27 protein-coding genes and 1 rRNA gene are annotated in these 22,208 nt (G+C 35.9%); 27 read left to right on the top strand and 1 reads right to left on the bottom strand.

Annotation, left to right across the window (positions count from 1 at the left end):
• From rrf to rsmI, 12 genes are all read left to right on the top strand, one after another.
• Positions 1–90: ribosomal RNA gene (gene rrf, locus B9N79_RS24815) — 5S ribosomal RNA — on the top strand; the annotation flags it as partial.
• Positions 91–311: 221 nt separating this feature from the next.
• Positions 312–503, top strand: coding sequence for a sigma factor G inhibitor Gin (locus B9N79_RS24810; protein ID WP_019395148.1), 192 nt, complete (start codon positions 312–314; stop codon positions 501–503).
• A 114-nt stretch (positions 504–617) separates the two neighbouring features.
• The gene (locus B9N79_RS24805; RefSeq protein ID WP_040059935.1) at positions 618–2,069 is read left to right on the top strand and encodes an aminotransferase class I/II-fold pyridoxal phosphate-dependent enzyme; all 1,452 of its coding nucleotides are present in this window, start codon (positions 618–620) and stop codon (positions 2,067–2,069) included.
• The gene (tmk, locus tag B9N79_RS24800) at positions 2,066–2,695 is read left to right on the top strand and encodes a dTMP kinase (protein WP_040059937.1); all 630 of its coding nucleotides are present in this window, start codon (positions 2,066–2,068) and stop codon (positions 2,693–2,695) included. Before B9N79_RS24805 ends, tmk begins: the two co-directional genes overlap by 4 nt.
• Before the next feature lie 85 nt (positions 2,696–2,780).
• A complete protein-coding gene (locus tag B9N79_RS24795; RefSeq protein ID WP_019395145.1) occupies positions 2,781–3,110 on the top strand; it encodes a cyclic-di-AMP receptor in 330 nt (109 codons plus the stop codon).
• Between the two features lie 15 nt (positions 3,111–3,125).
• The gene (locus B9N79_RS24790; RefSeq protein ID WP_040059939.1) at positions 3,126–3,557 is read left to right on the top strand and encodes a YaaR family protein; all 432 of its coding nucleotides are present in this window, start codon (positions 3,126–3,128) and stop codon (positions 3,555–3,557) included.
• A 16-nt stretch (positions 3,558–3,573) separates the two neighbouring features.
• Positions 3,574–4,566, top strand: a complete 993-nt coding sequence (gene holB / locus B9N79_RS24785) for a DNA polymerase III subunit delta' (RefSeq protein WP_040059967.1) — start codon at positions 3,574–3,576, stop codon at positions 4,564–4,566.
• A gap of 4 nt (positions 4,567–4,570) precedes the next feature.
• Entirely contained in the window at positions 4,571–5,401 is an 831-nt protein-coding gene (locus B9N79_RS24780) for a PSP1 domain-containing protein (protein WP_019395142.1), read from the top strand.
• A gap of 11 nt (positions 5,402–5,412) precedes the next feature.
• Complete coding sequence (gene yabA, locus B9N79_RS24775; RefSeq protein ID WP_019395141.1) at positions 5,413–5,757, top strand: DNA replication initiation control protein YabA; 345 nt, start codon at positions 5,413–5,415, stop codon at positions 5,755–5,757.
• Positions 5,758–5,815: 58 nt separating this feature from the next.
• Entirely contained in the window at positions 5,816–6,556 is a 741-nt protein-coding gene (locus B9N79_RS24770; protein WP_040059940.1) for a tRNA1(Val) (adenine(37)-N6)-methyltransferase, read from the top strand.
• Entirely contained in the window at positions 6,549–6,806 is a 258-nt protein-coding gene (locus B9N79_RS24765; RefSeq protein ID WP_019395139.1) for a GIY-YIG nuclease family protein, read from the top strand. Before B9N79_RS24770 ends, B9N79_RS24765 begins: the two co-directional genes overlap by 8 nt.
• Complete coding sequence (gene rsmI / locus B9N79_RS24760; RefSeq protein WP_040059942.1) at positions 6,806–7,678, top strand: 16S rRNA (cytidine(1402)-2'-O)-methyltransferase; 873 nt, start codon at positions 6,806–6,808, stop codon at positions 7,676–7,678. Before B9N79_RS24765 ends, rsmI begins: the two co-directional genes overlap by 1 nt.
• Before the next feature lie 25 nt (positions 7,679–7,703).
• Here the strand turns inward: rsmI and B9N79_RS24755 are convergent, their stop codons facing one another.
• Complete coding sequence (locus B9N79_RS24755) at positions 7,704–7,988, bottom strand: transition state genes transcriptional regulator AbrB (protein ID WP_019395137.1); 285 nt, start codon at positions 7,986–7,988, stop codon at positions 7,704–7,706.
• A 647-nt stretch (positions 7,989–8,635) separates the two neighbouring features.
• Between B9N79_RS24755 and metG the strand changes: the two genes are divergently transcribed.
• The 15 genes from metG (at position 8,636) to B9N79_RS24680 (ending at position 22,207) form a co-directional block, all read left to right on the top strand.
• Positions 8,636–10,600, top strand: a complete 1,965-nt coding sequence (gene metG / locus B9N79_RS24750; protein WP_019395135.1) for a methionine--tRNA ligase — start codon at positions 8,636–8,638, stop codon at positions 10,598–10,600.
• Positions 10,601–10,698: 98 nt separating this feature from the next.
• Positions 10,699–11,469: a TatD family hydrolase gene (locus tag B9N79_RS24745; RefSeq protein ID WP_046218473.1), complete on the top strand. Its 771-nt coding sequence runs from the start codon at positions 10,699–10,701 to the stop codon at positions 11,467–11,469.
• A 222-nt stretch (positions 11,470–11,691) separates the two neighbouring features.
• Positions 11,692–12,906, top strand: coding sequence for a G5 and 3D domain-containing protein (locus B9N79_RS24740; protein WP_048896664.1), 1,215 nt, complete (start codon positions 11,692–11,694; stop codon positions 12,904–12,906).
• A 123-nt stretch (positions 12,907–13,029) separates the two neighbouring features.
• Positions 13,030–13,584, top strand: a complete 555-nt coding sequence (gene rnmV / locus B9N79_RS24735; protein WP_182928755.1) for a ribonuclease M5 — start codon at positions 13,030–13,032, stop codon at positions 13,582–13,584.
• Position 13,585: 1 nt separating this feature from the next.
• Positions 13,586–14,461: a 16S rRNA (adenine(1518)-N(6)/adenine(1519)-N(6))-dimethyltransferase RsmA gene (gene rsmA / locus B9N79_RS24730; protein ID WP_040059947.1), complete on the top strand. Its 876-nt coding sequence runs from the start codon at positions 13,586–13,588 to the stop codon at positions 14,459–14,461.
• 103 nt (positions 14,462–14,564) lie between these two features.
• On the top strand, positions 14,565–15,428 hold the full coding sequence (yabG, locus tag B9N79_RS24725; protein ID WP_019395130.1) for a sporulation peptidase YabG: 864 nt from the start codon (positions 14,565–14,567) through the stop codon (positions 15,426–15,428).
• A gap of 182 nt (positions 15,429–15,610) precedes the next feature.
• Entirely contained in the window at positions 15,611–15,868 is a 258-nt protein-coding gene (veg, locus tag B9N79_RS24720) for a biofilm formation stimulator Veg (RefSeq protein ID WP_019395129.1), read from the top strand.
• A 112-nt stretch (positions 15,869–15,980) separates the two neighbouring features.
• The gene (locus tag B9N79_RS24715) at positions 15,981–16,154 is read left to right on the top strand and encodes an alpha/beta-type small acid-soluble spore protein (protein WP_046218472.1); all 174 of its coding nucleotides are present in this window, start codon (positions 15,981–15,983) and stop codon (positions 16,152–16,154) included.
• Positions 16,155–16,296: 142 nt separating this feature from the next.
• Positions 16,297–17,163 (top strand): 4-(cytidine 5'-diphospho)-2-C-methyl-D-erythritol kinase, encoded by an 867-nt coding sequence (ispE, locus tag B9N79_RS24710; RefSeq protein WP_019395127.1) that lies wholly within the window; start codon positions 16,297–16,299, stop codon positions 17,161–17,163.
• 55 nt (positions 17,164–17,218) lie between these two features.
• Positions 17,219–18,043 carry a pur operon repressor gene (gene purR, locus B9N79_RS24705; protein WP_019395126.1) on the top strand — a complete coding sequence of 275 codons (825 nt, stop codon included), beginning with the start codon at positions 17,219–17,221 and terminating at the stop codon, positions 18,041–18,043.
• A 21-nt stretch (positions 18,044–18,064) separates the two neighbouring features.
• The gene (locus B9N79_RS24700; protein ID WP_040059949.1) at positions 18,065–18,439 is read left to right on the top strand and encodes a RidA family protein; all 375 of its coding nucleotides are present in this window, start codon (positions 18,065–18,067) and stop codon (positions 18,437–18,439) included.
• A gap of 215 nt (positions 18,440–18,654) precedes the next feature.
• Positions 18,655–18,945: a septation regulator SpoVG gene (gene spoVG, locus B9N79_RS24695; RefSeq protein WP_019395124.1), complete on the top strand. Its 291-nt coding sequence runs from the start codon at positions 18,655–18,657 to the stop codon at positions 18,943–18,945.
• A 185-nt stretch (positions 18,946–19,130) separates the two neighbouring features.
• Complete coding sequence (glmU, locus tag B9N79_RS24690; RefSeq protein WP_046218471.1) at positions 19,131–20,507, top strand: bifunctional UDP-N-acetylglucosamine diphosphorylase/glucosamine-1-phosphate N-acetyltransferase GlmU; 1,377 nt, start codon at positions 19,131–19,133, stop codon at positions 20,505–20,507.
• An 18-nt stretch (positions 20,508–20,525) separates the two neighbouring features.
• Positions 20,526–21,479, top strand: coding sequence for a ribose-phosphate diphosphokinase (locus tag B9N79_RS24685; RefSeq protein ID WP_019395122.1), 954 nt, complete (start codon positions 20,526–20,528; stop codon positions 21,477–21,479).
• A 104-nt stretch (positions 21,480–21,583) separates the two neighbouring features.
• Entirely contained in the window at positions 21,584–22,207 is a 624-nt protein-coding gene (locus B9N79_RS24680) for a 50S ribosomal protein L25/general stress protein Ctc (protein WP_019395121.1), read from the top strand.
• Position 22,208 lies beyond the last annotated feature (1 nt).

The raw sequence follows: 22,208 nt of genomic DNA, 5'->3' as shown, positions 1-22,208 counted from the left end.
ACCTGTTCCCATGCCGAACACAGAAGTTAAGCTCTTGAACGCCGATGGTAGTTGGGACTTTGTCCCTGTGAGAGTAGGACGTTGCCAGGCACCATGCAAAAAGGCTGATCTATAATAGGTCAGCCTTTTTGTGTATTTACAAAGAAAAGATATATTGTCTTCATTTATGGACCATGCACTAGAAGGATGTACTCTTCATATAATACGCTAATTAGTATTTCAGCCTATAATCTAGTTATCTTAAACTCTCTTAATGTGTATATTCTCTAAAGTGCTGGTTATACTGTATTAGTAAGAGGAGGGAGAAATAAATGAAGGCAAATCATCAAAAAGAACAATGTATGGTATGTGAGGAATATAGAGAAGAAGGCATTAGGATATTATTTTCTTTCCTATGTAGAGACTGCGAGAAAGAAATTGTGGATACAGAAACAAATGAAGTAATGTATGATTACTATGTGAAAAAACTAAAGCAAATGAATACGTCTAAAGTTGAATTATAGTCTGCTTCTTATTGTGATAAAGAAGCAGTCTTTTTTTATCGTTATTCTATTGTTTCACAAGTTCTTTTTATTTGCTACTATTGGTTAAGAGAGATAAAAAAGGAATTGATAAAAATGACACCTCAATCAAACACTCCATTATATTCTAAATTAGTAGATCATATGAGAACAGAGCCTTCTTCTTATCATGTGCCAGGACATAAAAATGGAGAGGTCTTTCCTCTTCTTGGAAAATCGCTTTTTCAAGATTTATTGAAAATAGACGCAACAGAAATAACAGGTCTTGATGACCTTCATGCTCCTGAAGGCGTGATTAAAGAAGCACAGGACTTAGCCAAAGAGTTATATAGAGTAGAGCAAACTTTCTTTTTAGTTAACGGTTCAACGGCTGGTAATCTTGCTTCAATTATGTCAGTGTGCAAGGACGGTGAACAGATTCTCGTTCAACGTGATTCTCATAAATCTATTTTAAATGCTTTGAAGCTAACCGGAGCCCATCCTTTATTTTTAACTCCAGAGATTGATTCTCAAACTGGATTTTCACTAGGGGTAACAGAAAATGATATAAAGGATGCTATTGAGAACTATCCAAATGTTAAAGCTATAGTACTTACAAATCCAAGCTATTACGGTGTTTCTAGTAATCTTTGTTCCATTATTAAGCGTGCACATGCTAAGAGGATACCAGTTATTGTAGATGAAGCACACGGAGCTCATTTTATTTTGGACGGCTTTCCAATATCATCTGTCAGTTTAGGAGCAGATATAGTAATTCAATCAGCTCATAAAACATTACCCGCAATGACAATGGGATCATACTTACATGCTCAAGGTGATCTTATTGATAGAGAAGAAATTTCCTATTTTTTATCAATACTTCAATCAAGTAGCCCTTCATATCCTATTATGGCTTCTTTAGATTTAGCTCGCTTTTATCTAGCCTCTTTATTAGGGAAAGAAGATTATATTCTTCATTCATTAAAGAAATTTAGAGAAGAAATAGCTTGTATAGATGGTATAACTGTTTTAAAGCCTGATTATGTTAATATTAGTCAGGATCCTCTAAAGCTTTCTATAAGTCTTGTTGGTTTATCAGGTTATGAACTTCAAGCTTTATTAGAACAGCGAGGTATATATAGTGAGTTGGCAAATGAAAAGAGCGTATTACTTATTTTGCCGTTAATAACAAATTTTTATGATGAAAAATTGATCCATAGCCTTAAAGAGATTGCTGCACAACAAGTGTCTCAATGTCAGGAACAGGAAGTTTCAAGCTTTTTCTTACATAACTTTAGAAAAAGTGTACATCCTCTAGATGTGACATATCAAGAAGGAAAAATCTTGAAAAGAAGAAGGATTAATATAGATGAAGCAAAAGGAAAAGTAACAGCTAGAAATATTATTCCTTATCCACCTGGGATTCCTCTTTTCATGGAGGGAGAGAAGTTAGGGGAAGAAGGGCTTTCTTACTTGAAAAAATTAATAAGTGGAAATGTACATATTCAAGGAATAAAAAAGCCTGAAAATGAAATTGAGATTTTTGTACGAGAGGACGAGGAAGTATGACAGAACGTTTTATTACCTTTGAAGGACCTGAAGGAGCAGGGAAAACTACTATTATAAATAAGCTACAGCAAGAATTAGAAAATCGCAGTATTCCAGCTATTTTTACAAGAGAACCTGGGGGAATTGAAATCTCCGAGAAGATTAGAAGTATCATTCTAGACAAAGAGCATACAACAATGGATGGCAGAACAGAAGCTCTTCTATATGCTGCAGCAAGACGTCAACATTTAGTTGAAAAGGTTATACCTTCTTTAAAAGAGGGAAAGTATGTTATATGTGACAGGTTTATTGATAGCTCTTTAGCTTATCAAGGTTACGCAAGAGAAATTGGCCTAGAAGATATTTTTTCTATTAATTCTTTTGCAGTTGATGGCTATATGCCTGATACTACATTTTACTTAGATCTTGATGTTGAAGCAGGATTAGAAAGAATAAATCAAAATAAAGATCGAGAGGTAAACCGTCTTGACCTAGAAACATTAAGTTTTCATAGGAAAGTTAGAGAAGGTTATCTAATTCTTCAAGAGAAATTTCCAGAAAGAATTATAAAGATTGATGCAAATCGAACAGTTTCTGAAGTTTTTAAAGATGTGCTTTATCATTTGCAAAGGAAGTATAAACTCTGAAACATTTCGTCATTAGAGAAAATTTCTTGATATAATAAAGGAAAATATGAGAACTATATAACCTTATGGAAAGGGAGTATATAAAATGAAACTTGTTATAGTAGTGGTTCAGGATACAGACAGCACAAAATTTTTAGATGCGCTTGTAGAAAATAATTTTCGTTCTACAAAGCTTTCGAGTTCAGGGGGTTTCTTGAAATCTGGAAACACAACGCTTATGATTGGTACAGATGATGATCGTGTTGATGAGCTTTTAGAGGTAATTAAGAATAACTGCCAAAACCGCAAGAAATTTGTTTCTCCACTTTCACCTATGGGTGGTAACGTAGATTCTTATATTCCATATCCTGTAGAAGTAGAAGTTGGTGGTGCCACAGTCTTTGTGTTACCAGTTGAAGCCTTCCATCAGTTCTAAAATGAAGGGATAAAAATGAAAATTAATCAAGATGCTCCATTATATATTGAGCAAGATAGACAACAAAGTCAGAAGGTCACGTCTTCCCCACTAAAATTTCAAGATCTTGTGGGGAAACAGACAAATAAACTACAGCTACAACAGCTTATGGCAGGAATTGAAGACCAAGGACAGCGCCTTGCTCGCTCTCGAACATTCCGGGAAATGGCTAAATATAAGATGCTTATAAGGCGTTTTATTAAGGAAGCTATAGAATTTGGATTAGATCTTAAGGATTCTAGAAGTTTTGGTTATGATGGACAGACCCAAAAACTAACAACTGTTGAAGAGATTGATGAAAAGTTAATGGAGCTTACTAAGGATATAACAAATCAACAAGCAGACTCAATCTCTTTACTAAAAAAGTTAGGTGAAATTAAAGGACTTTTAATTAATTTATATATGTAATTTGAAGTGAGTGAAAATCGTGAAAAATTGGAGAGAACTTGAAAACATTCAACCAAAAGTGATGAAAATGATTGAGAACAGTTTAAACAAGGGACGTGTCTCGCATGCATACTTATTTGAAGGCGGACGAGGTACAGGAAAGAAAGATGTAAGTTTTCAAATGGCTAAAAGTTTATTTTGTACAAATAGGGACGGAGCCAAACCTTGTTCTACTTGTTCAAATTGTAGACGGATTGAATCACAGAATCATCCTGACGTTCATTTCATTTCTCCTGAAGGTCAGTCTATTAAAAAAGAGCAAATTCAATATTTACAAGCAGAGTTTCAGAGGACAGGTGTAGAGTCAAGAAAGAAGCTCTATATTATCGAACATGTTAACAAGATGACGCCAAACGCAGCAAACAGCTTATTGAAATTTTTAGAAGAACCGCATGCAGACACATATGCTATCTTATTAACTGAGCAGCTTCATCAGTTACTTGATACAATTGTTTCAAGATGCCAAGTACTTTCATTTCAACCACTTACTCCACAGGTTTTAGTTGATACCCTTGTTGAACATAGCGTCTCTCCTTCTACTGCGCAGTTATTATCTCACTTAACAAATAGCCTTGAAGAAGCTTTACAGTTAAATGAAGATGAATGGTTTGGACTTGCAAGAAAGTTAGTGATAAAATTAAATGAAACATTAGTAACAAGACCAGAGCAAGCTCTGTTTTTTATCCAGGAGCAGTGGATTTCCCATTTCAAAGATAAAGAGCAGTATGAGAAAGGCTTGCATCTCCTTTTACTATTGTATAGAGATTTAGTGCAGTTACAGGCTGATAATGAACAGACTATCGCTTTTATAGGTTATAGAGAACAACTTAAGAAGCAGGCTTTGCAAACAACACAAAGAAAAAGTGTTCGACGTTTGGAAGCTGTGCTAAAAGCTAAGCAGAAGCTAAGCTCCAATATGAATCCACAGCTATTAATAGAGGAGCTGGTGTTGGAATTACAGGAGGGATAGGAGCTTGTATGAAGTAGTAGGTGTTCGCTTTAAAAAAGCGGGGAAAATATATTATTTTGATCCAGGAGAGCTTAAGGTTGATAATGGAGAATATGTTATCGTTGAAACTGTTCGAGGGGTCGAATTCGGAAAAGTAGTCATTGGCAGCAAAAAAGTTGAAGAGGATGATATTGTTCTTCCACTGAAGAAAGTGATTCGAATTGCTAATGTAAAAGATAAATTGAGCGTAGAAGAAAATCGACAAGCAACAAAGAAGGCTTATGAGATATGCGTAGAGAAAATTGCTTATCATAAACTTGAAATGAAACTTGTAGACGTTGAGTATACGTTTGATCGAAATAAAGTAATTTTTTATTTTACTGCGGACGGACGCATTGATTTCCGTGAGTTAGTTAAAGACTTAGCTTCTATTTTTAGAACGCGGATTGAACTTCGCCAGATTGGTGTAAGGGATGAAGCCAAGCTTTTAGGTGGTATCGGACCTTGTGGTCGCATGCTTTGTTGTTCTACATTTTTAGGAGACTTTGAGCCTGTGTCTATTAAGATGGCAAAAGACCAAAGTTTATCTTTAAATCCTACAAAGATTTCAGGGTTATGTGGCCGCTTGATGTGCTGCTTAAAATATGAGAATGATGAGTATGAGAGTGCAAAAGAAGAATTACCTGATGTAGGAGAGTCTATTAATACGCCAAATGGAAAAGGGCGTGTTGTTGGGCTGAACTTATTAGAACGTATTTTGCAAGTAGAACTCTCTGATCGAGAGCGAGTTGTGGAATACACGTTAGATGAAATTATGCATGAAGGGGCTATTTCCATTCAAGCCACTGATCAATGAGGTGTATAGGTTTGGATAAGAAAGAGATATTAGATTCTGTAATGGGTATGGAAGAGCAGATTGGATATCTGTCAAAACAACTAGGAAGCTTAAAAGAACATCTTGCTGAACTCATTGAAGAAAACCATCATATGACGTTGGAGAATAAACATCTACGCGAAAGACTTGAAAGAACGGAAACCAAATTAAAATCCAAAAAACCAAAAGAAAATGTACAAAAACAAATTGATATTGGTGAAGGATATGATAATTTAGCTCGTTTGTATCAAGAAGGTTTTCATATTTGCAATGTTCACTACGGAAGTGTTCGGAAAGAAGATTGTCTTTTTTGCTTATCTTTTCTAAATAAAAAGTAAAAGGGGTGCCTAAGGGCACCCTTTTATACGGCTTTAAAAGCAAGAAAGGGAAATGATAATGGTCAATTTAAAACATGATGAGCGTTTGGATTACTTATTAGGAGAAGAGCGTTTACGTATTATTCAAAGTCCAACCGTCTTCTCCTTTTCTTTAGATGCCGTTTTGTTGGCTAAATTCACATATGTGCCAATTCAAAAAGGAAATATTATCGATTTATGTACGGGAAATGGAGTTATTCCTTTTCTTTTATCAACACGTTCTAAAGCATCAATTACTGGGGTTGAGATTCAGGAGCGACTCTATGATATGGCTAATAGAAGTAATGAATATAATGAGCTACAAAAGCAAATCTCTTTTATTTTAGGTGACTTAAAAGAGATGCCAGCAATGCTTGGAACAGGAAAATATGACGTTGTAACATGTAATCCTCCATATTTTCCAACGCCTCAAAAGGAAGAAAGAAATAAAAATGAACACTATGCTATTGCAAGACATGAGATTTTATGTAATTTAGAAGATGTTATAAAAGCAAGTAGTGCCCTTGTGAAACAAGGAGGAAAAGTAGCGCTTGTTCATAGACCGGGACGTTTGTTAGACATTATCACCTTAATGAGAGAGTATCGTTTAGAACCAAAAAGAATTCAACTTGTTTATCCAAAGGAAGGAAAAGAAGCGAACACCCTTCTTGTAGAAGGAATAAAAGATGGAAGACCTGACTTGAAAATCTTACCGCCTCTATTTGTGTACAATGAAAAAAATGAATATACAAAGGAATTGAACAAAATTCTTTATGGGTGAGCATTTTTTCTATGTTTTAGAATGTCGGGATAAGAGTTTTTACGGTGGGTATACAAATAACATGGAAAGACGATTAGCAGTGCATAATGAAGGTAAAGGTGCAAAGTATACTCGTGCCCGCCGTCCTGTTGTTTTGTTGTACAAAGAAGAATTTGAAACAAAAAGTGAGGCAATGAAAGCAGAATATGCTTTCAAAAAACTAACAAGAAAAGAAAAAGAGCGGTTTTTAAAAGAAAGGAAGAATGAATGATGTGGCAACAAAAAAGCTATCAGCAAAATAGTGAAAAAGGGTCATTATATTTAGTTCCAACTCCAATTGGAAATCTAGAAGATATGACATTTCGTGCTATTCGTTCATTAAAAGAAGCAGATTATATTGCTGCAGAAGATACGAGACAAACAAGGAAGCTCTGCAACCATTTTGAGATTGAGAAGAGCATTATAAGCTACCATGAACATAATAAACAACAAAAAGGAAAAGAAATCATTGATGATTTACTAAAAGGTAAAACAATCGCTCTTGTAAGCGATGCAGGTATGCCATGTATCTCAGACCCTGGAGTTGATCTTGTTGAACTAGCTTTACAAGAAGAAATTGCTGTTATCCCATTACCAGGTGCAAATGCAGCTCTAACGTCTCTTATTGCTTCTGGCTTAAATACAGAGCATTTTATGTTTTACGGATTTTTACCTCGTCAAAAGAAACACCGTAAGGAAGTTATAGAAGAGCTCAATAAGGAAAAAAGAACCCTTATTTTTTATGAAGCTCCACATAGATTAAAAGAAATGCTTCTAGCTATTTATGATGGAATGGGAAACCGCAAAGCTGTCATTTCCCGAGAGCTCACGAAGAAATTTGAAGAGTTTATCAGAGGTTCACTAGATGAATTAATTGATTGGTGTAATGATGGAGAAATACGCGGTGAATTTTGCGTTATAGTTGAAGGGAATCAAGGAGATATAAAAGATGATGAGGAAGTCTGGTGGGTTTCTCTATCGATAATTGAACATGTTGATCATTATATACATAAGGGTCAATCAAATAAGGAAGCACTAAAAAGTGTTGCAAAAGATCGGGGAATATCAAAAAGAGAAGTTTATCAAGACTACCATATAAAATAAAAAAGAGAGGAATTCCTCTCTTTTTTTATTTTGAAGACTCTAAGTTATCTTGAATTTCTTTAATAATTTGTTCTGCACCTTCACGGCTTAAGATTAGACGACCGTTAGCAATTTGCATGTTATCGTCAGAAACTTCACCTGTTACTTGGCAAGTCATGTTTGGTTTGTATTTCTTAAGGATAATGCGGTCCTCATCCACATAAATTTCAAGAGCATCCTTTTCAGCAATGCCAAGTGTACGACGTAATTCGATTGGAATTACTACACGACCCAATTCATCAACTTTACGAACAATACCTGTAGATTTCATAATTAGTTTCTCCTCCCATGAATAAGCTTTCTCTATATAATTTCGTCAATATTCGACATTTTCTTCTCTGAATTATCATATCAGGATTTCCAAAAGCAGTCAATAATTTATTTCGAAATTGAGCTAATTTATTTAAAAAAAGCTAATTTCAGTAAAAATAGGATATTTAAAGGGATAAAGTACCTTATCAGGTTTAAATTTGTTTAAAATAAGCCTAATATTTACTTTAATTATATTTTATTGAATTAAGCAAAGTTTGACAAGGAATATGCATGTTTCGACATGAAACGACAAAATTGTTTTTTAAAACTACCGTTAAAACAAAATGAAAGGAGAGGTGTATCTTTAAAGAAAGTAGGAGAGGATGATAAGAGACTATCTCTTATAAAGAAAGCTGGCTTAATTCTATTGAAGATACCCCTTTTAAAAAGCATTGAGAAAATAGTAATATAGTATATAGAAGAAATTTATTTCATTCATATAAAAGTGAGAAAACTTTCTCAATGCCGGCAAAGGAAAAAAAGCGTAGAGAAAGAGCTTTATGTGTGCGCTTTTACTTTTTCTATGATATAACACTCGTATCTAGACGGCTCATAAATACATTCGACATTATATTGATAAAGAAATTAATGGAGGTTTGGCGACATATGACAGAGCAGAAACAAAGTTTTTACATTACAACCCCTATCTATTATCCAAGTGGTAACCTGCATATTGGACATGCTTATACGACGGTAGCTGGGGATGCAATGGCTCGCTATAAACGTTTAAAGGGGTTTGACGTATATTATCTTACAGGAACAGATGAGCATGGACAAAAAATTCAGCGTAAAGCAGAAGAACAAGGGATTACTCCTATTGAATATGTAGATAATATTGTATCTGGTATTAAATCTCTTTGGAGTAAATTGGATATTTCATATAATGACTTTATCCGTACAACAGAAGAACGCCATAAAGTTGTTGTTGAAAAGATTTTTGATCAACTTGTAAAACAAGGCGACATCTATCTAGACGAGTACGAAGGATGGTACTGTACTCCTTGTGAATCATTCTTTACAGATCGTCAGCTTGAGGATGGAAAATGTCCAGATTGTGGCCGTCCAGTAGAGAAGGTTCGAGAAGAATCTTATTTCTTTAAAATGAGTAAATATGCAGATCGTTTACTACAATTTTATGAAGAAAATCCAACGTTCATTCAACCAGAATCTCGTAAAAATGAAATGATCAATAACTTTATTAAACCAGGTCTTGAAGATTTAGCGGTTTCTCGTACAAGCTTTGAGTGGGGAATTAAAGTTCCAAACAATCCTAAGCATGTTGTGTATGTATGGATTGATGCTCTATCAAACTATATTACAGCACTTGGCTATGGTACAGAGGATGATACAAAATACCAAAAATATTGGCCGGCAAACGTTCACCTTGTTGGAAAAGAAATTGTACGTTTCCATACTATTTATTGGCCAATTATGTTAATGGCATTAGATTTACCGTTGCCAAATAAAGTATTTGCACATGGTTGGTTATTAATGAAAGATGGAAAAATGTCAAAATCAAAAGGAAATGTTGTTGATCCTGTTACTCTTATTGATCGCTACGGATTAGATGCATTACGCTATTATCTATTACGTGAAGTTCCATTTGGTTCTGATGGAGTCTTTACACCAGAGGGATTTGTTGAGCGTACAAACTTTGATTTAGCAAATGACTTAGGAAATCTTGTGAATCGTACAATTGCAATGATTAACAAGTATTTTGATGGTGAAATCCCGGCTTACAGTGGACCTGTAACAGAATTTGATGAAACTCTTTCTGCATTCCAAAAACAAACGGTTACAAAGTATGAAGAAGCAATGGAAAAAATGGAGTTCTCTGTTGCCCTAACAGCTTTATGGCAATTTGTAAGCCGTACAAATAAGTATATTGATGAAACACAGCCATGGGTTCTTGCAAAAGAAGAGGATAAAACGAATCTTGCATCTGTTATGGCTCATTTGGCAGAATCTATTCGTCATATGGCGATTCTTTTACAACCTTTCTTAACTCAAGCACCGAAAGGCATTTTTGCTCAACTTGGACTTGAAGATGAGAAACTTCAAGCATGGGAAAGCCTTCAACAATTTGGAGCAATCCCAGCAGGTGTAAAAGTAGTGAAAAAAGGGCAGCCTCTTTTCCCACGTTTAGATGTGGAAGCTGAGGTAGCTTATATTAAAGAGCAAATGCAGGGCAGCGCTCCAGCTCCAAAGGAAGAGAAGAAAGACACGAAAGAAGAACATCAGGAAAGCTCAGAAATCACAATTGATGATTTTATGAAAGTGGACCTTCGTGTTGCTCAAGTTCTAAAAGCAGAACCTGTTAAAAAAGCAGACAAGCTACTAAAAATTCAACTTGATCTTGGTTATGAACAGCGTCAAGTTGTGTCAGGTATTGCAAAGTTCTATACACCTGAAGAGTTGGTAGGGAAAAAAGTTATTTGTGTAACTAACTTAAAACCTGTTAAACTTCGTGGAGAACTTTCACAAGGTATGATTTTAGCAGGAGAAGAAAACGGCGTATTGTCTCTAGCTTCTGTTGATCAAACTCTAGAAAATGGTGCCCGTGTGAAGTAAAGATGAATCAGCCTCTTCAATTTTTGAAGAGGCTCCTTTTTTACTTTAAAATAGACGTAGTTTCATGTGAAACGAAAAAGATAGAAGAGGTGTTAATTTTGTTATTTGATACACATGTTCACTTAAATGCAGATCAATTTGATGAAGACTTAGAAGAAGTGATTAATCGAGCTCTTGAAGCGGATGTTAAGCAAATGGTTGTTGTTGGATTTGATCGTCCAACAATTACGAAAGCAATGGAGCTTGTAGAAAAATATGATTTCTTATATGCAAGCGTTGGTTGGCATCCTGTTGATGCAATTGATATGAAAGATGAAGATTTAGAATGGATTGAAGAGCTAGCAGCACATCCAAAAGTTGTAGCAATCGGAGAAATGGGATTAGATTATCATTGGGATAAATCTCCAAAAGATGTGCAAAAAGAAGTTTTTCGTCGTCAGGTTCGTTTAGCTCGTAAAGTAAATCTTCCAATTATCATTCATAATCGTGAAGCAACAGAAGATGTGGTCGAGATTTTAAAAGAGGAGAAAGTTGAAGACGTTGGCGGGATTATGCACTGCTTTAGTGGAAGTCTTGAAACAGCTAAAAAGTGTATAGATATGAACATGCATATCTCGTTTGGTGGACCGGTTACATTTAAAAATGCAAAAAAACCGAAAGAAGTTGCGGCAGAGATTCCACTTGATCGATTATTAATCGAAACAGACTGTCCTTATCTTGCTCCACACCCAAATCGTGGAAAGCGAAATGAACCTAGTTACGTTACACTTGTAGCTGAACAAATTGCTGAATTAAGAGGTATTAGTTACCAAGAGTTAACAGAAAAAACAACTGAGAATGCCCAAAAATTATTCGGCATAAATCGATAAATTTTTTAATCCTTCTTAAACAGAGCTGTCCGTAAACTCAATGTTTAAAAAGGGTTCTACTCGTCTCCTTCTTCTCATAGGATAACCTTGTCGACAAGTTGTTCTTCCATTCCACTAGCCTTTTAGACATAATATACTATATCCCCAGCATGGTTAGTGGAGGGTTGACAAGTTGTAGAGGACTCTATATAATCTTCGCGAGAGAAGGAGGCGTTTTTCATCGTGTTAAGAAGTATGAAAAAGCTGTTACCTAATCCTACTCTAAACAAAAGGTTTTTGACGATTGCAGTGAGTATCGCAGCCTTTTTATGTTTAGTAGGATTCGCCGGTTTTAAGGCGAGCCAAACTTCTGTTTCTTTCAGTGCAGACGGCAAAAAAGAGAAATTAAGGACAAATGCCGATACAGTAGAAGAATTGCTGGAAGAACAACATATCAAAGTCAAGGATCAAGATTATCTATCACATAAATTATCAACACATCTTAAGGAAGGGATGGACGTATCTTGGATACCATCTCGACCCATACAGTTGACTATTGATGACAAGAAGGAAAAGGTATGGACAACAGCGGATACAGTAGAAGGATTACTAAAACAAGAAGGAATAAAGTTGAACGAACATGACCAAGTAAGTCCTAGCGTTAAGAAAGGGATTGAAAAAAATGATCAAGTTCAAATCAACAAAGCTTTTCAATTCACTTTCAACTATAAAGGAAAAACAAAGAAAGTGTGGTCAACTTCGACTACGGTCGCTGACTTTTTAGCCCATCATAAAATACAAAAGGACGATATGGATCAAGTGAATCCAAGTTTATCTACTAAAGTCGAACCAGGTATGAATGTAACGTATACAGATATTGAAAAAGTCACCGATGTAGTGGAAGAACCAGTGAATCATGCTGTTGTAAAAAAAGAAGACCCAACGCTGCCTAAAGGACAAAAGAAGGTTCTTAAAGAAGGACAAGATGGGGTTGTAAAGAAGGAATATGAGATCACGAAAGAAAACGGTCAAAATGTTTCGAAAGAGCTATTAACAGAAGAGCCTTTAAAAGAGAAACAGGACCGTGTTATTGCTGTTGGTGCAAAAGTTGATAAACCAGTTTCCCAGACAGCTGGCGTCGTAAATGTGTCTTCAAAAAGACAGTCTGGAAAAGAAATTACGGTTTCAGCCACAGCATATACAGCTTCATGTAATGGGTGTTCAGGTACAACGGCAAACGGCATGAATTTAAAAGCAAACCCAAATGCAAAAGTTATTGCTGTTGATCCAAACGTTATACCACTTGGAAGTAAGGTATATGTAGAAGGTTATGGATATGCAACAGCTGCAGACACAGGTGGAGCTATTAAAGGTAACCGAATTGATGTATTTTTTGCTGATAAATCACAGGCCTATCAATGGGGCCGTCGAAATATAAATGTTCGAGTTGTAAATTAATATATAATAGTTGAAAGATGCAGAGGGGATTTTTCTCCTCTGTCTTTTTTAGGTTAAAATAAGGTATGTTCTAATATATAAGACGAAACAGATTGAAGAAAGTTTCACCATATGGAGGAAAAAATGAAAATCAAAGAAATTATTGTTGTTGAAGGAAGAGATGACACTACGGCTGTACAACAAGCTGTTGAAGCAGATACAATTGAGACTAATGGTTCCGCTATTAATAAAGCTACAATTGCAAAAATTCAACTCGCTCAACAAACACGAGGTGTTATTGTATTCACGGATCCTGATTATCCAGGAGAGCGGATACGTAAAATTATTAGTGAACATGTTAAAGGATGTAAGCATGCCTTTTTACCAAAACAGCAAGCAAAGCCGAAGAAAGGGAGAGGTCTTGGTGTTGAGCATGCTTCAAGAAAAGATATTCGTGATGCTCTTCAAAATGTGTATGAAGAATTTATTGATATTGAGGAAGAAATTACACATCAAGACCTTATGATTGCAGGTTTGATTGGCGGCAGTGCAGCAAAAAAAAGAAGAGAAATATTAGGACAGTTTTTGAAGATTGGTTATGCAAATGGAAAACAGCTGCATAAACGACTTCTCATGTTTCAAATTACAAAAGAACAATTCAAAGAAGCAATGGTATGTGTGCTAGAGGAGGAAAAGTAAGATGAAAGATATCGCAACCCCATCGAGAACAAATGAGATATTAAAAAAATATGGATTCACATTTAAAAAAAGTTTAGGTCAAAATTTCCTTATAGATCCTAATATTTTAACAAGTATTGTTCGTTATGCAGAGCTTGATGATAAAAAAGGTGCAATTGAGATTGGACCGGGAATTGGAGCATTAACAGAGCATTTGGCAAGGACTGCGAAGAAGGTTGTAGCCTTTGAAATTGATCAACGTTTGCTTCCTATTCTAGATGAAACATTAGCTCCTTATGATAACGTGGAAGTCTTGAACCAAGATGTTCTAAAGGCAGATCTCAAAAATGTATTAGAAGAACAGTTTGCAGGAATAGAAGATATTATGGTTGTAGCAAACCTTCCTTACTATGTGACAACGCCTATTTTGATGAAACTATTAGAAGAAGAACTTCCGCTTGAAGGTATTGTTGTTATGCTGCAAAAAGAAGTCGGAGACCGCATTTCAGCTAAACCTGGTACAAAAAGCTATGGATCTCTTTCAGTAGCTATTCAATACTATTCTGAACCTGAAACAGTTATGACAGTGCCAAAAACAGTATTTAACCCACAACCAAACGTTGATTCATCTGTTATTCGCTTGAAAATGCGTAAGACTCCGCCTGTTGAACTTGATGATTCAGCTTATTTCTTTACAGTTGTCCGTGCTTGTTTTGGACAACGTCGTAAAACAATATTAAATAATTTAACAAATAATTTAGAAGACGGAAAGAAATATAAAAAAGAAATTGAAGAGGCTCTTCAATCTACAAATATTGATCCAAAGCGCCGAGGAGAAACATTGACAATAGAAGAGTTTGCGCTTTTAAGTAATACGTTAAAACGCACGATTGGATAAAAATAACGAGTAGGCAATCACCTTTTCCACTCATGTTCATACTCTATGGTTAGATAAGTTTGTTTTAACAAATCGACTTTGAGGCTGTGACGGAGTGAATAACATGAATATTAATGTTGGTGATATCGTTGCAAGATCTTCTTATAACAGAGATGTACTATTTAGAGTAATTGATATTCAGGGAGAAATTGCTGTTTTATATGGAGAAGAAGTGAGGCTAGTGGCGGATGCTCCACTTGATGACCTAGAAGCAGTTCAGAGGCAAGAATATATGGATAGAAAGTCCAAAGAAGAGCAACGCATCCAACGCTCTTTTTCCCTTATTAAACAAGATTATGAACTAATACGAGAGCAAAGTGAATATGAAGCAACAAATGGGTATGAGGAAGAAAAACGTTTTTTTCAACTGCCAGGCAAAGTGCTTCACGTCGACGGAGATGCTAGCTACTTACAAAAGTGTTTAACTTTTTATGAGAAGCTTAACATTCCTGTTTATGGAGTGCATTGCTTGGAGAAGGAAATGCCTCACAAAGTGCCTGCTTTAATTGACAAAATACGCCCTGACATCCTTGTTATTACAGGACATGATGCTTATTCTAAATCAAAAGGAAAAAAAGGAGAAATTAAGGCCTATAGACACTCAAAACATTTTGTGGAAACAGTGCATGAAGTGCGCAAAAGAATTCCTAATCTAGATCAGCTTGTTATCTTTGCAGGTGCTTGTCAATCACACTTTGAGTCCCTTATTGGAGTTGGAGCAAATTTTGCAAGTTCTCCTTCTCGAGTGAACATTCATGCTCTAGATCCTGTGTATATTGTAGCTAAAATTAGCTTTACACCCTTTACTGAGCGTATTCGGGTATGGGATGTATTACGCAATACGTTGACAGGGGAAAAAGGAATAGGTGGAATAGAAACGAAAGGCCTTCTTCGTACTGGTATGCCTTATAATATCTTAGAAGAATAAGTCCTCTCAGGCTGCATGCCTAGGGGACTTTTTTTGTACATAAATTTCGAAAAATAGAAAATAATAATTTTGATAGGATATAGGCGAAATACATATTGACAATATCTATGTACAATTGTTATAATTTTAAATTTGACTCATTGCACGTTTCGTGCTATAATGAAGTCAGCGAGGTGGATAGCATGGGAAAAACTTTGGCAGAGATTAAGCAAACATTGGATTTGCAATTGGGAAAGCGCCTTACTTTAAAAGCAAATGGTGGAAGAAGAAAAACCATTGAACGTTCTGGGGTTTTAACAGAAACATATCCGTCTGTTTTTATCGTAGAGCTAGACCAGGCTGAAAACTCTCTTGAGCGAGTGTCTTATAGCTACACAGATATTTTAACGGATACGGTTCAACTAAAGTTCTTTGAAGATCCAGCTAACGGTTTAGCATAGCATAAGCGGGCAGTAAACTTTTGTTTGCTGCTTTTTATTTTGTTCTTCTTGTACATACTAAAATAAGACATCTCTTTGATGTCTATAAGTGCAGTCTTGAAGGAGGATTAGTATGGCGAGAAGACCAATACTTTCGAATAAAGCAAAAGAGGAAATAGCAAAAGAACTGGGGTTCTATGATACTGTGAAAGAACAAGGGTATGGAGCCATAACTTCGAAGGATGCAGGAAACATTGTGAAAAGAGCAGTCGAGATAGCAAAAGCAGGGCTCAATAAGCGAGTATAAATTGGAAAGAAAGAGAAAAAGCCAAAGCCATGCGCTTTGGCTTTTTTGTATAGGCACGAATTTGTCGAATTAAAGACATTCAAATTGTATAATTTATGATAAAATAGCCTTAAACTTGTAGTACGTGGAGTAGGTGAAGAGAATGAAGCTTTCAATGAAAGCACCAGCAAAAATAAATTTATCATTAGATGTATTAGGCAAACGTCCTGATGGGTTTCACGAAGTAGAAATGATTATGACTACAATTGATCTTTCAGATCGAATTGAGCTTGAAGATAGATATGATGGAAAAATATATGTTTCTTCTCACAATCGATATGTACCAGATGATCAGCGAAATTTAGCTTATCAGGCAGCTCAACTATTAAAAGAGCGCTTCAAAGTTTCAAGAGGGGTAACAATTACAATCACAAAAATTATCCCTGTTGCAGCGGGATTAGCTGGAGGAAGCAGTGATGCAGCCGCTACTTTAAAAGGACTAAACCGTTTATGGAATTTAGGTTTGTCAGTAGATCAGTTAGCTGAAATTGGAGCAGAGATTGGTTCTGATGTTTCATTTTGCGTATACGGAGGAACAGCTCTTGCAACAGGTCGTGGAGAAGTGATTCAACATATCGATCATCCTCCAAAGTGTTGGGTAGTATTAGCAAAACCTGAACTAGGGGTTTCAACTGCAGAAGTTTACCGTAACTTGAATTTAAAAAACATTGAGCATCCTGATGTACATGGAATGGTTGATGCATTAAAAGAGAAAGATTACGATAAAATGTGCAATCTTGTTGGAAATGTATTGGAAACTGTAACGTTAAATCTTTATCCAGAAGTATCTCAGATTAAAGAACAGATGATTAAGTTTGGCGCAGATGCTGTTTTAATGAGCGGAAGTGGTCCCACTGTTTTTGGTCTTGTTCAATATGATTCTCGTATGCAACGTGTGTACAACGGATTGAAAGGTTTTTGCGATAAAGTGTACGCTGTACGCATCATAGGAGAAAGAGTAGTTGATTAAAACCGTATCATAGTGTTATATTTACTTTAAAACATACGGATTTTAGGAGGAAGAGATGAAGTTTAGACGCAGTGGACGACTTATTGATATGACTCATTATTTTCTTCAGCATCCAAGACGGCTTATTCCATTAACATATTTTGCCGATAAGTATAAATCAGCGAAATCATCTATTAGTGAAGATATGGTTATTGTCAAACAAACTTTTGAACAGCAAGGCATCGGAACATTGATTACGCTTCCAGGGGCTGCAGGAGGCGTGAAATTCATTCCAAAAACATCAAAAGAAGAAGCGAAAGCTTTTGTTGATGATTTGTGTGAAATGATTGAAAGCCCTGAACGTTTACTTCCTGGTGGCTACTTATATTTAACAGATATCTTAGGTAACCCAAAAGTTGTAAACAAAATTGGACGTTTGTTTGCTTCGACTTTTGCGAATCGAGATATCGATGTTGTAATGACAGTAGCTACAAAAGGAATTCCGCTTGCATATGCTGTTGCTCAATATTTAAACGTACCTGTTGTAATTGTACGTAAAGATAGTAAAGTAACAGAAGGTTCAACAGTGAGCATTAATTATGTTTCGGGATCTTCTAAGCGCATTCAAACAATGCTGCTTGCTAAAAGAAGCTTAAGTATTGGGTCTCGCGTTCTTATTATTGATGATTTTATGAAAGCAGGCGGGACTGTAAATGGAATGATAAGCTTGCTTGAAGAATTTCAGGCTACAGTTGAAGGCATTGGCGTTCTTGTCGAATCAGAAGACATTGAGGAACGTCTTGTTGATGAATATATCTCTCTTGTGAAACTTTGCGATGTTGATACAAGAGGAAAACAAGTAAGAGTAACAGAAGGCAATTACTTTCAATATTATTCATAAAAAACCTGAGGGGGAAAACGTATGCGCTACATACAAACAGATCAAGCACCACAAGCAATTGGACCATATTCACAAGGAATCATTGTAAATAATATGCTTTATAGTTCAGGACAAATTCCATTAAGAGCAGATGGAACACTTGTTGAAGGAAGTATTGAAGAGCAAACAGAACAAGTCTTTGCAAATCTTCAAGCAATTCTAGAAGAAGCAGGAGCTTCATTTGATACAGTTGTTAAAACAATGGTCTTTCTAGATGATATCAATGACTTTCAAGCTGTAAATGAAGTGTATGGCCGCTACTTTGCTGAACATAAACCAGCTCGTTCTTGTGTAGAAGTTGCGAACCTTCCTAAGGGAGTAGGAATTGAAATTGAAGTTATTGCTCTTGTAAAGTAAAAAAGTGAAGAAAGGCTTCCCACAAATTGTAATTTGTGGGAAGCCTTTTTTATTTTATCACCTTGAAAAGAAGAAAAATCTATGTATTTTTAAAATAATAAAAAATAATGATCTATTTTTTCTGATTTTTAGGAAAAATTTTTGTAGAAGAGAAGGAGATTAGAAAATTCTGTGGAATTATTATGGTAAAGCTTCATGAAAAGGTGGTGAACAGGATGGAAGTAACTGACGTAAGATTACGCCGTGTTAACACAGACGGACGTATGCGAGCTATCGCTTCAATCACATTGGACAACGAGTTCGTAGTACATGATATTAGAGTCATCGATGGAAATAACGGATTGTTTGTAGCTATGCCAAGCAAACGCACTCCAGATGGAGAGTTCCGTGATATTGCCCATCCAATCAACTCAACTACTCGAGGTAAAATTCAAGATGCTGTTTTAGCAGAATATCACCGATTAGGTGAACTAGAAGTTGAATTTGAAGAAGCAGGAGCTTCATAATGATATTTAAAAAGAGCCTATATTTATAGGCTCTTATTTTTGGTTTCTTCCTCAAAAATCTTCTTGTAACCCCTTTCTTCATAAAAAACTCTGTAAAAAATATGTACTTTTCATCGTTTTCTTGAAATACCTTCATATTTGAGATATATTTTTAATGGATAAAAAGGACAAACTGGAGGTCCATTATGACAAATAGATATGCGGTTATATTGGCTGCTGGGCAAGGAACAAGGATGAAATCATCTCTTTACAAGGTGTTGCACCCTGTATGTGGGAAACCTATGGTTGAACATGTTGTAGATCAGCTAAGAACCCTAAACCTTGACAGCATTGTAACAATTGTTGGACATGGTGCAGAAATGGTGAAAACACAGCTTGGTGATCGTAGCCTTTATGCACTACAGGAAGAACAGCTTGGAACGGCTCATGCAGTAATGCAGGCAGATTCAGTTTTGAAAGATAAGAAAGGAACAACAATTGTTGTTTGTGGAGACACACCGCTTATTACAAGCGAAACAATTGAAGCTGTTCTAAACTATCATGATCAAAACGAAGCAAAAGCAACAATTTTAACAGCACATACGGATAATCCAACAGGATATGGTCGTATTGTCCGCAATGAAGAAGGTCATGTTTTAAAGATTGTGGAACACAAAGATGCAACAGAGCAAGAGCGAGAAATTGGTGAAATTAATACTGGAACGTATTGCTTTGACAATGAACTCTTATTTTCTGTGCTTTCTCAAGTATCAAATGATAATGTTCAGGGAGAATATTACTTACCTGATGTTATTGAGATTCTTCAATCAAAAGGTGAAAAAGTGTTAGCATATCAAACAGATGATTTTGCGGAAACACTAGGTGTTAACGATCGCTATGCACTTTCACAAGCAGAAGCTACAATGCGCGCGCGTATTAATAAGAAACATATGTTAAATGGGGTTACAATTCAAGACCCTGCAAACACATATATTTCAGCTGATGCGGAAATTGGCCGTGATACAGTTCTATTACCTGGGGTTGTAATTAATGGTAAAGTATCAATTGGTGAACGCAGCGTTATCGGACCACACTCTGAATTGAAAGACTGCCAAATTGGTGAAGAAACAACAATTCGTCAATCAGTTGTGCACGATAGTGAAGTAGGCAATAAAGTAAATATTGGTCCTTTTGCTCATATTCGTCCTCAATCTTCAATTGGTGATGAGGTACGTGTAGGCAATTTTGTAGAGATTAAGAAATCTACTTTTGGTAAAGGAAGCAAAGCTTCTCACTTAAGCTATATTGGTGATGCAGAAGTTGGCAAAGATGTGAACCTTGGTTGTGGTTCAATCACTGTAAATTATGATGGGAAAAATAAATTCTTAACCAAGATCGAAGACGGTGCTTTTGTTGGGTGCAACTCTAACTTAATTGCTCCTGTTACAGTAGGAAGTGGAGCATATGTAGCGGCTGGTTCAACAATCACAGATGATGTACCAGGCGAAGCACTATCTATTGCTCGTGCGAAACAAGTGAATAAAGAAGGCTATGCAAATAAAATAAATAACAAAAAGTCCTAACGGAGGGTACTCATTATTATGTCAAGAGATTATACTTCTGAAAAAATTAAAGTTTTTTCCTTAAATTCAAATCCTGCTTTAGCAGAAGAAATTGCTAAAGTAATTGGGGTTGGACTAGGGAAATGTTCGGTTACTCGTTTTAGTGATGGAGAAGTTCAAGTTAACATTGAAGAAAGTATTCGCGGCTGTGATGTTTTTATTGTTCAGTCTACGAGTGCACCTGTTAACGAACGACTAATGGAACTTCTTATTATGATTGATGCACTTAAACGTGCAGCAGCTAAAACAATCACAATTGTTATCCCTTACTATGGTTATGCTCGTCAAGATCGTAAAGCTCGTGCTCGTGAGCCAATCACAGCTAAGCTTGTAGCAAACCTTCTTGAAACAGCAGGAGCGCATCGCGTGATTGCACTTGATTTACATGCTCCTCAAATTCAAGGTTTCTTTGACATCTTAATTGATCACCTTATGGCAGTACCTATCCTAGGAGAGTACTTTAAAGGAAAAGAGTTAGATGATATTGTAATTGTTTCTCCGGACCACGGTGGTGTAACAAGAGCAAGAAAGCTTGCAGATCGCTTAAAAGCTCCGATTGCAATTATTGATAAACGTCGCCCGCGTCCAAACGTAGCAGAAGTTATGAACATTGTTGGACAAGTTGAAGGAAAAACAGCAATCTTAATTGATGATATGATTGATACAGCAGGTACAATTACACTTGCTGCAAATGCACTTGTAGAAGCAGGAGCAACACAAGTTTATGCTTGTTGTACACACCCAGTGCTTTCAGGCCCTGCGATTGATCGTATCCAAAACTCTAAAATCAAAGAGCTTGTTGTTACAAACTCTATTGCTCTTACAGACGAAAAGAAAATTGATAAAGTAACACAGCTATCTGTTGCACCTCTAATTGGAGAAGCAATTATTCGCGTTTATGAAGATCAATCTGTTAGTACACTTTTTGATTGATTTGTAATTGTATTTTGCCTTTCATGTTTAGCAATCTTTAAAAAAGGGTATTTCTAATACTGTACACAAATAAAGAGAAACTAAAACATGGAAGGTGAAGTAGATTGAGTAATCAATTACAAGCACAAGTACGTGAAGATTTAAAACGTTCAGCAACTAGAAAATTACGTGAAGATGGCAGTGTTCCTGCTGTTGTATATGGATATAATCAAAATTCAAAGTCTATTTTTCTTGATTCTGTAGACTTCATTAAAACAATGCGTGAAGTAGGTCGAAACGGTGTGCTAACACTTGTTGTCGAGAAAGATAAGTTTCCTGTAATGTTACATGATGTACAGGTTGATCCATTAAAAGATCAAGTTGTACATGCTGACTTTTATGTTGTAAACATGAAAGAAGAAGTAGATGCAGAAGTGACAGTCTCTCTTGTGGGAGAGCCAGCAGGAGTTAAAGATGGTGGAGTGTTATCACAAGCATTAAACGAAATTTCAGTTCGGGCTCTTCCAAATGATGTTCCGTCTGTAATTGAAGTAGATGTATCTCAGTTAAGCATCAACGACTCTATCACAATTTCGGACATCCCAAAAGAAGGCAAGTACGAAATTACAAATGAAGACTTAGAAGAAACAATTGCTTCTGTACTTCCTCCTCGACAAGTAGAGGAAGTTGAAGATGAAACAGCGGCAGAAGAGACAGAACAAACTGAAGAAGCAAAAGATCAAGAATAAA

The organism is Priestia filamentosa, from assembly GCF_900177535.1.
GTDB lineage: Bacteria > Bacillota > Bacilli > Bacillales > Bacillaceae_H > Bacillus_I > Bacillus_I filamentosa.
This window is presented reverse-complemented; position numbering and strand designations above follow the sequence as displayed.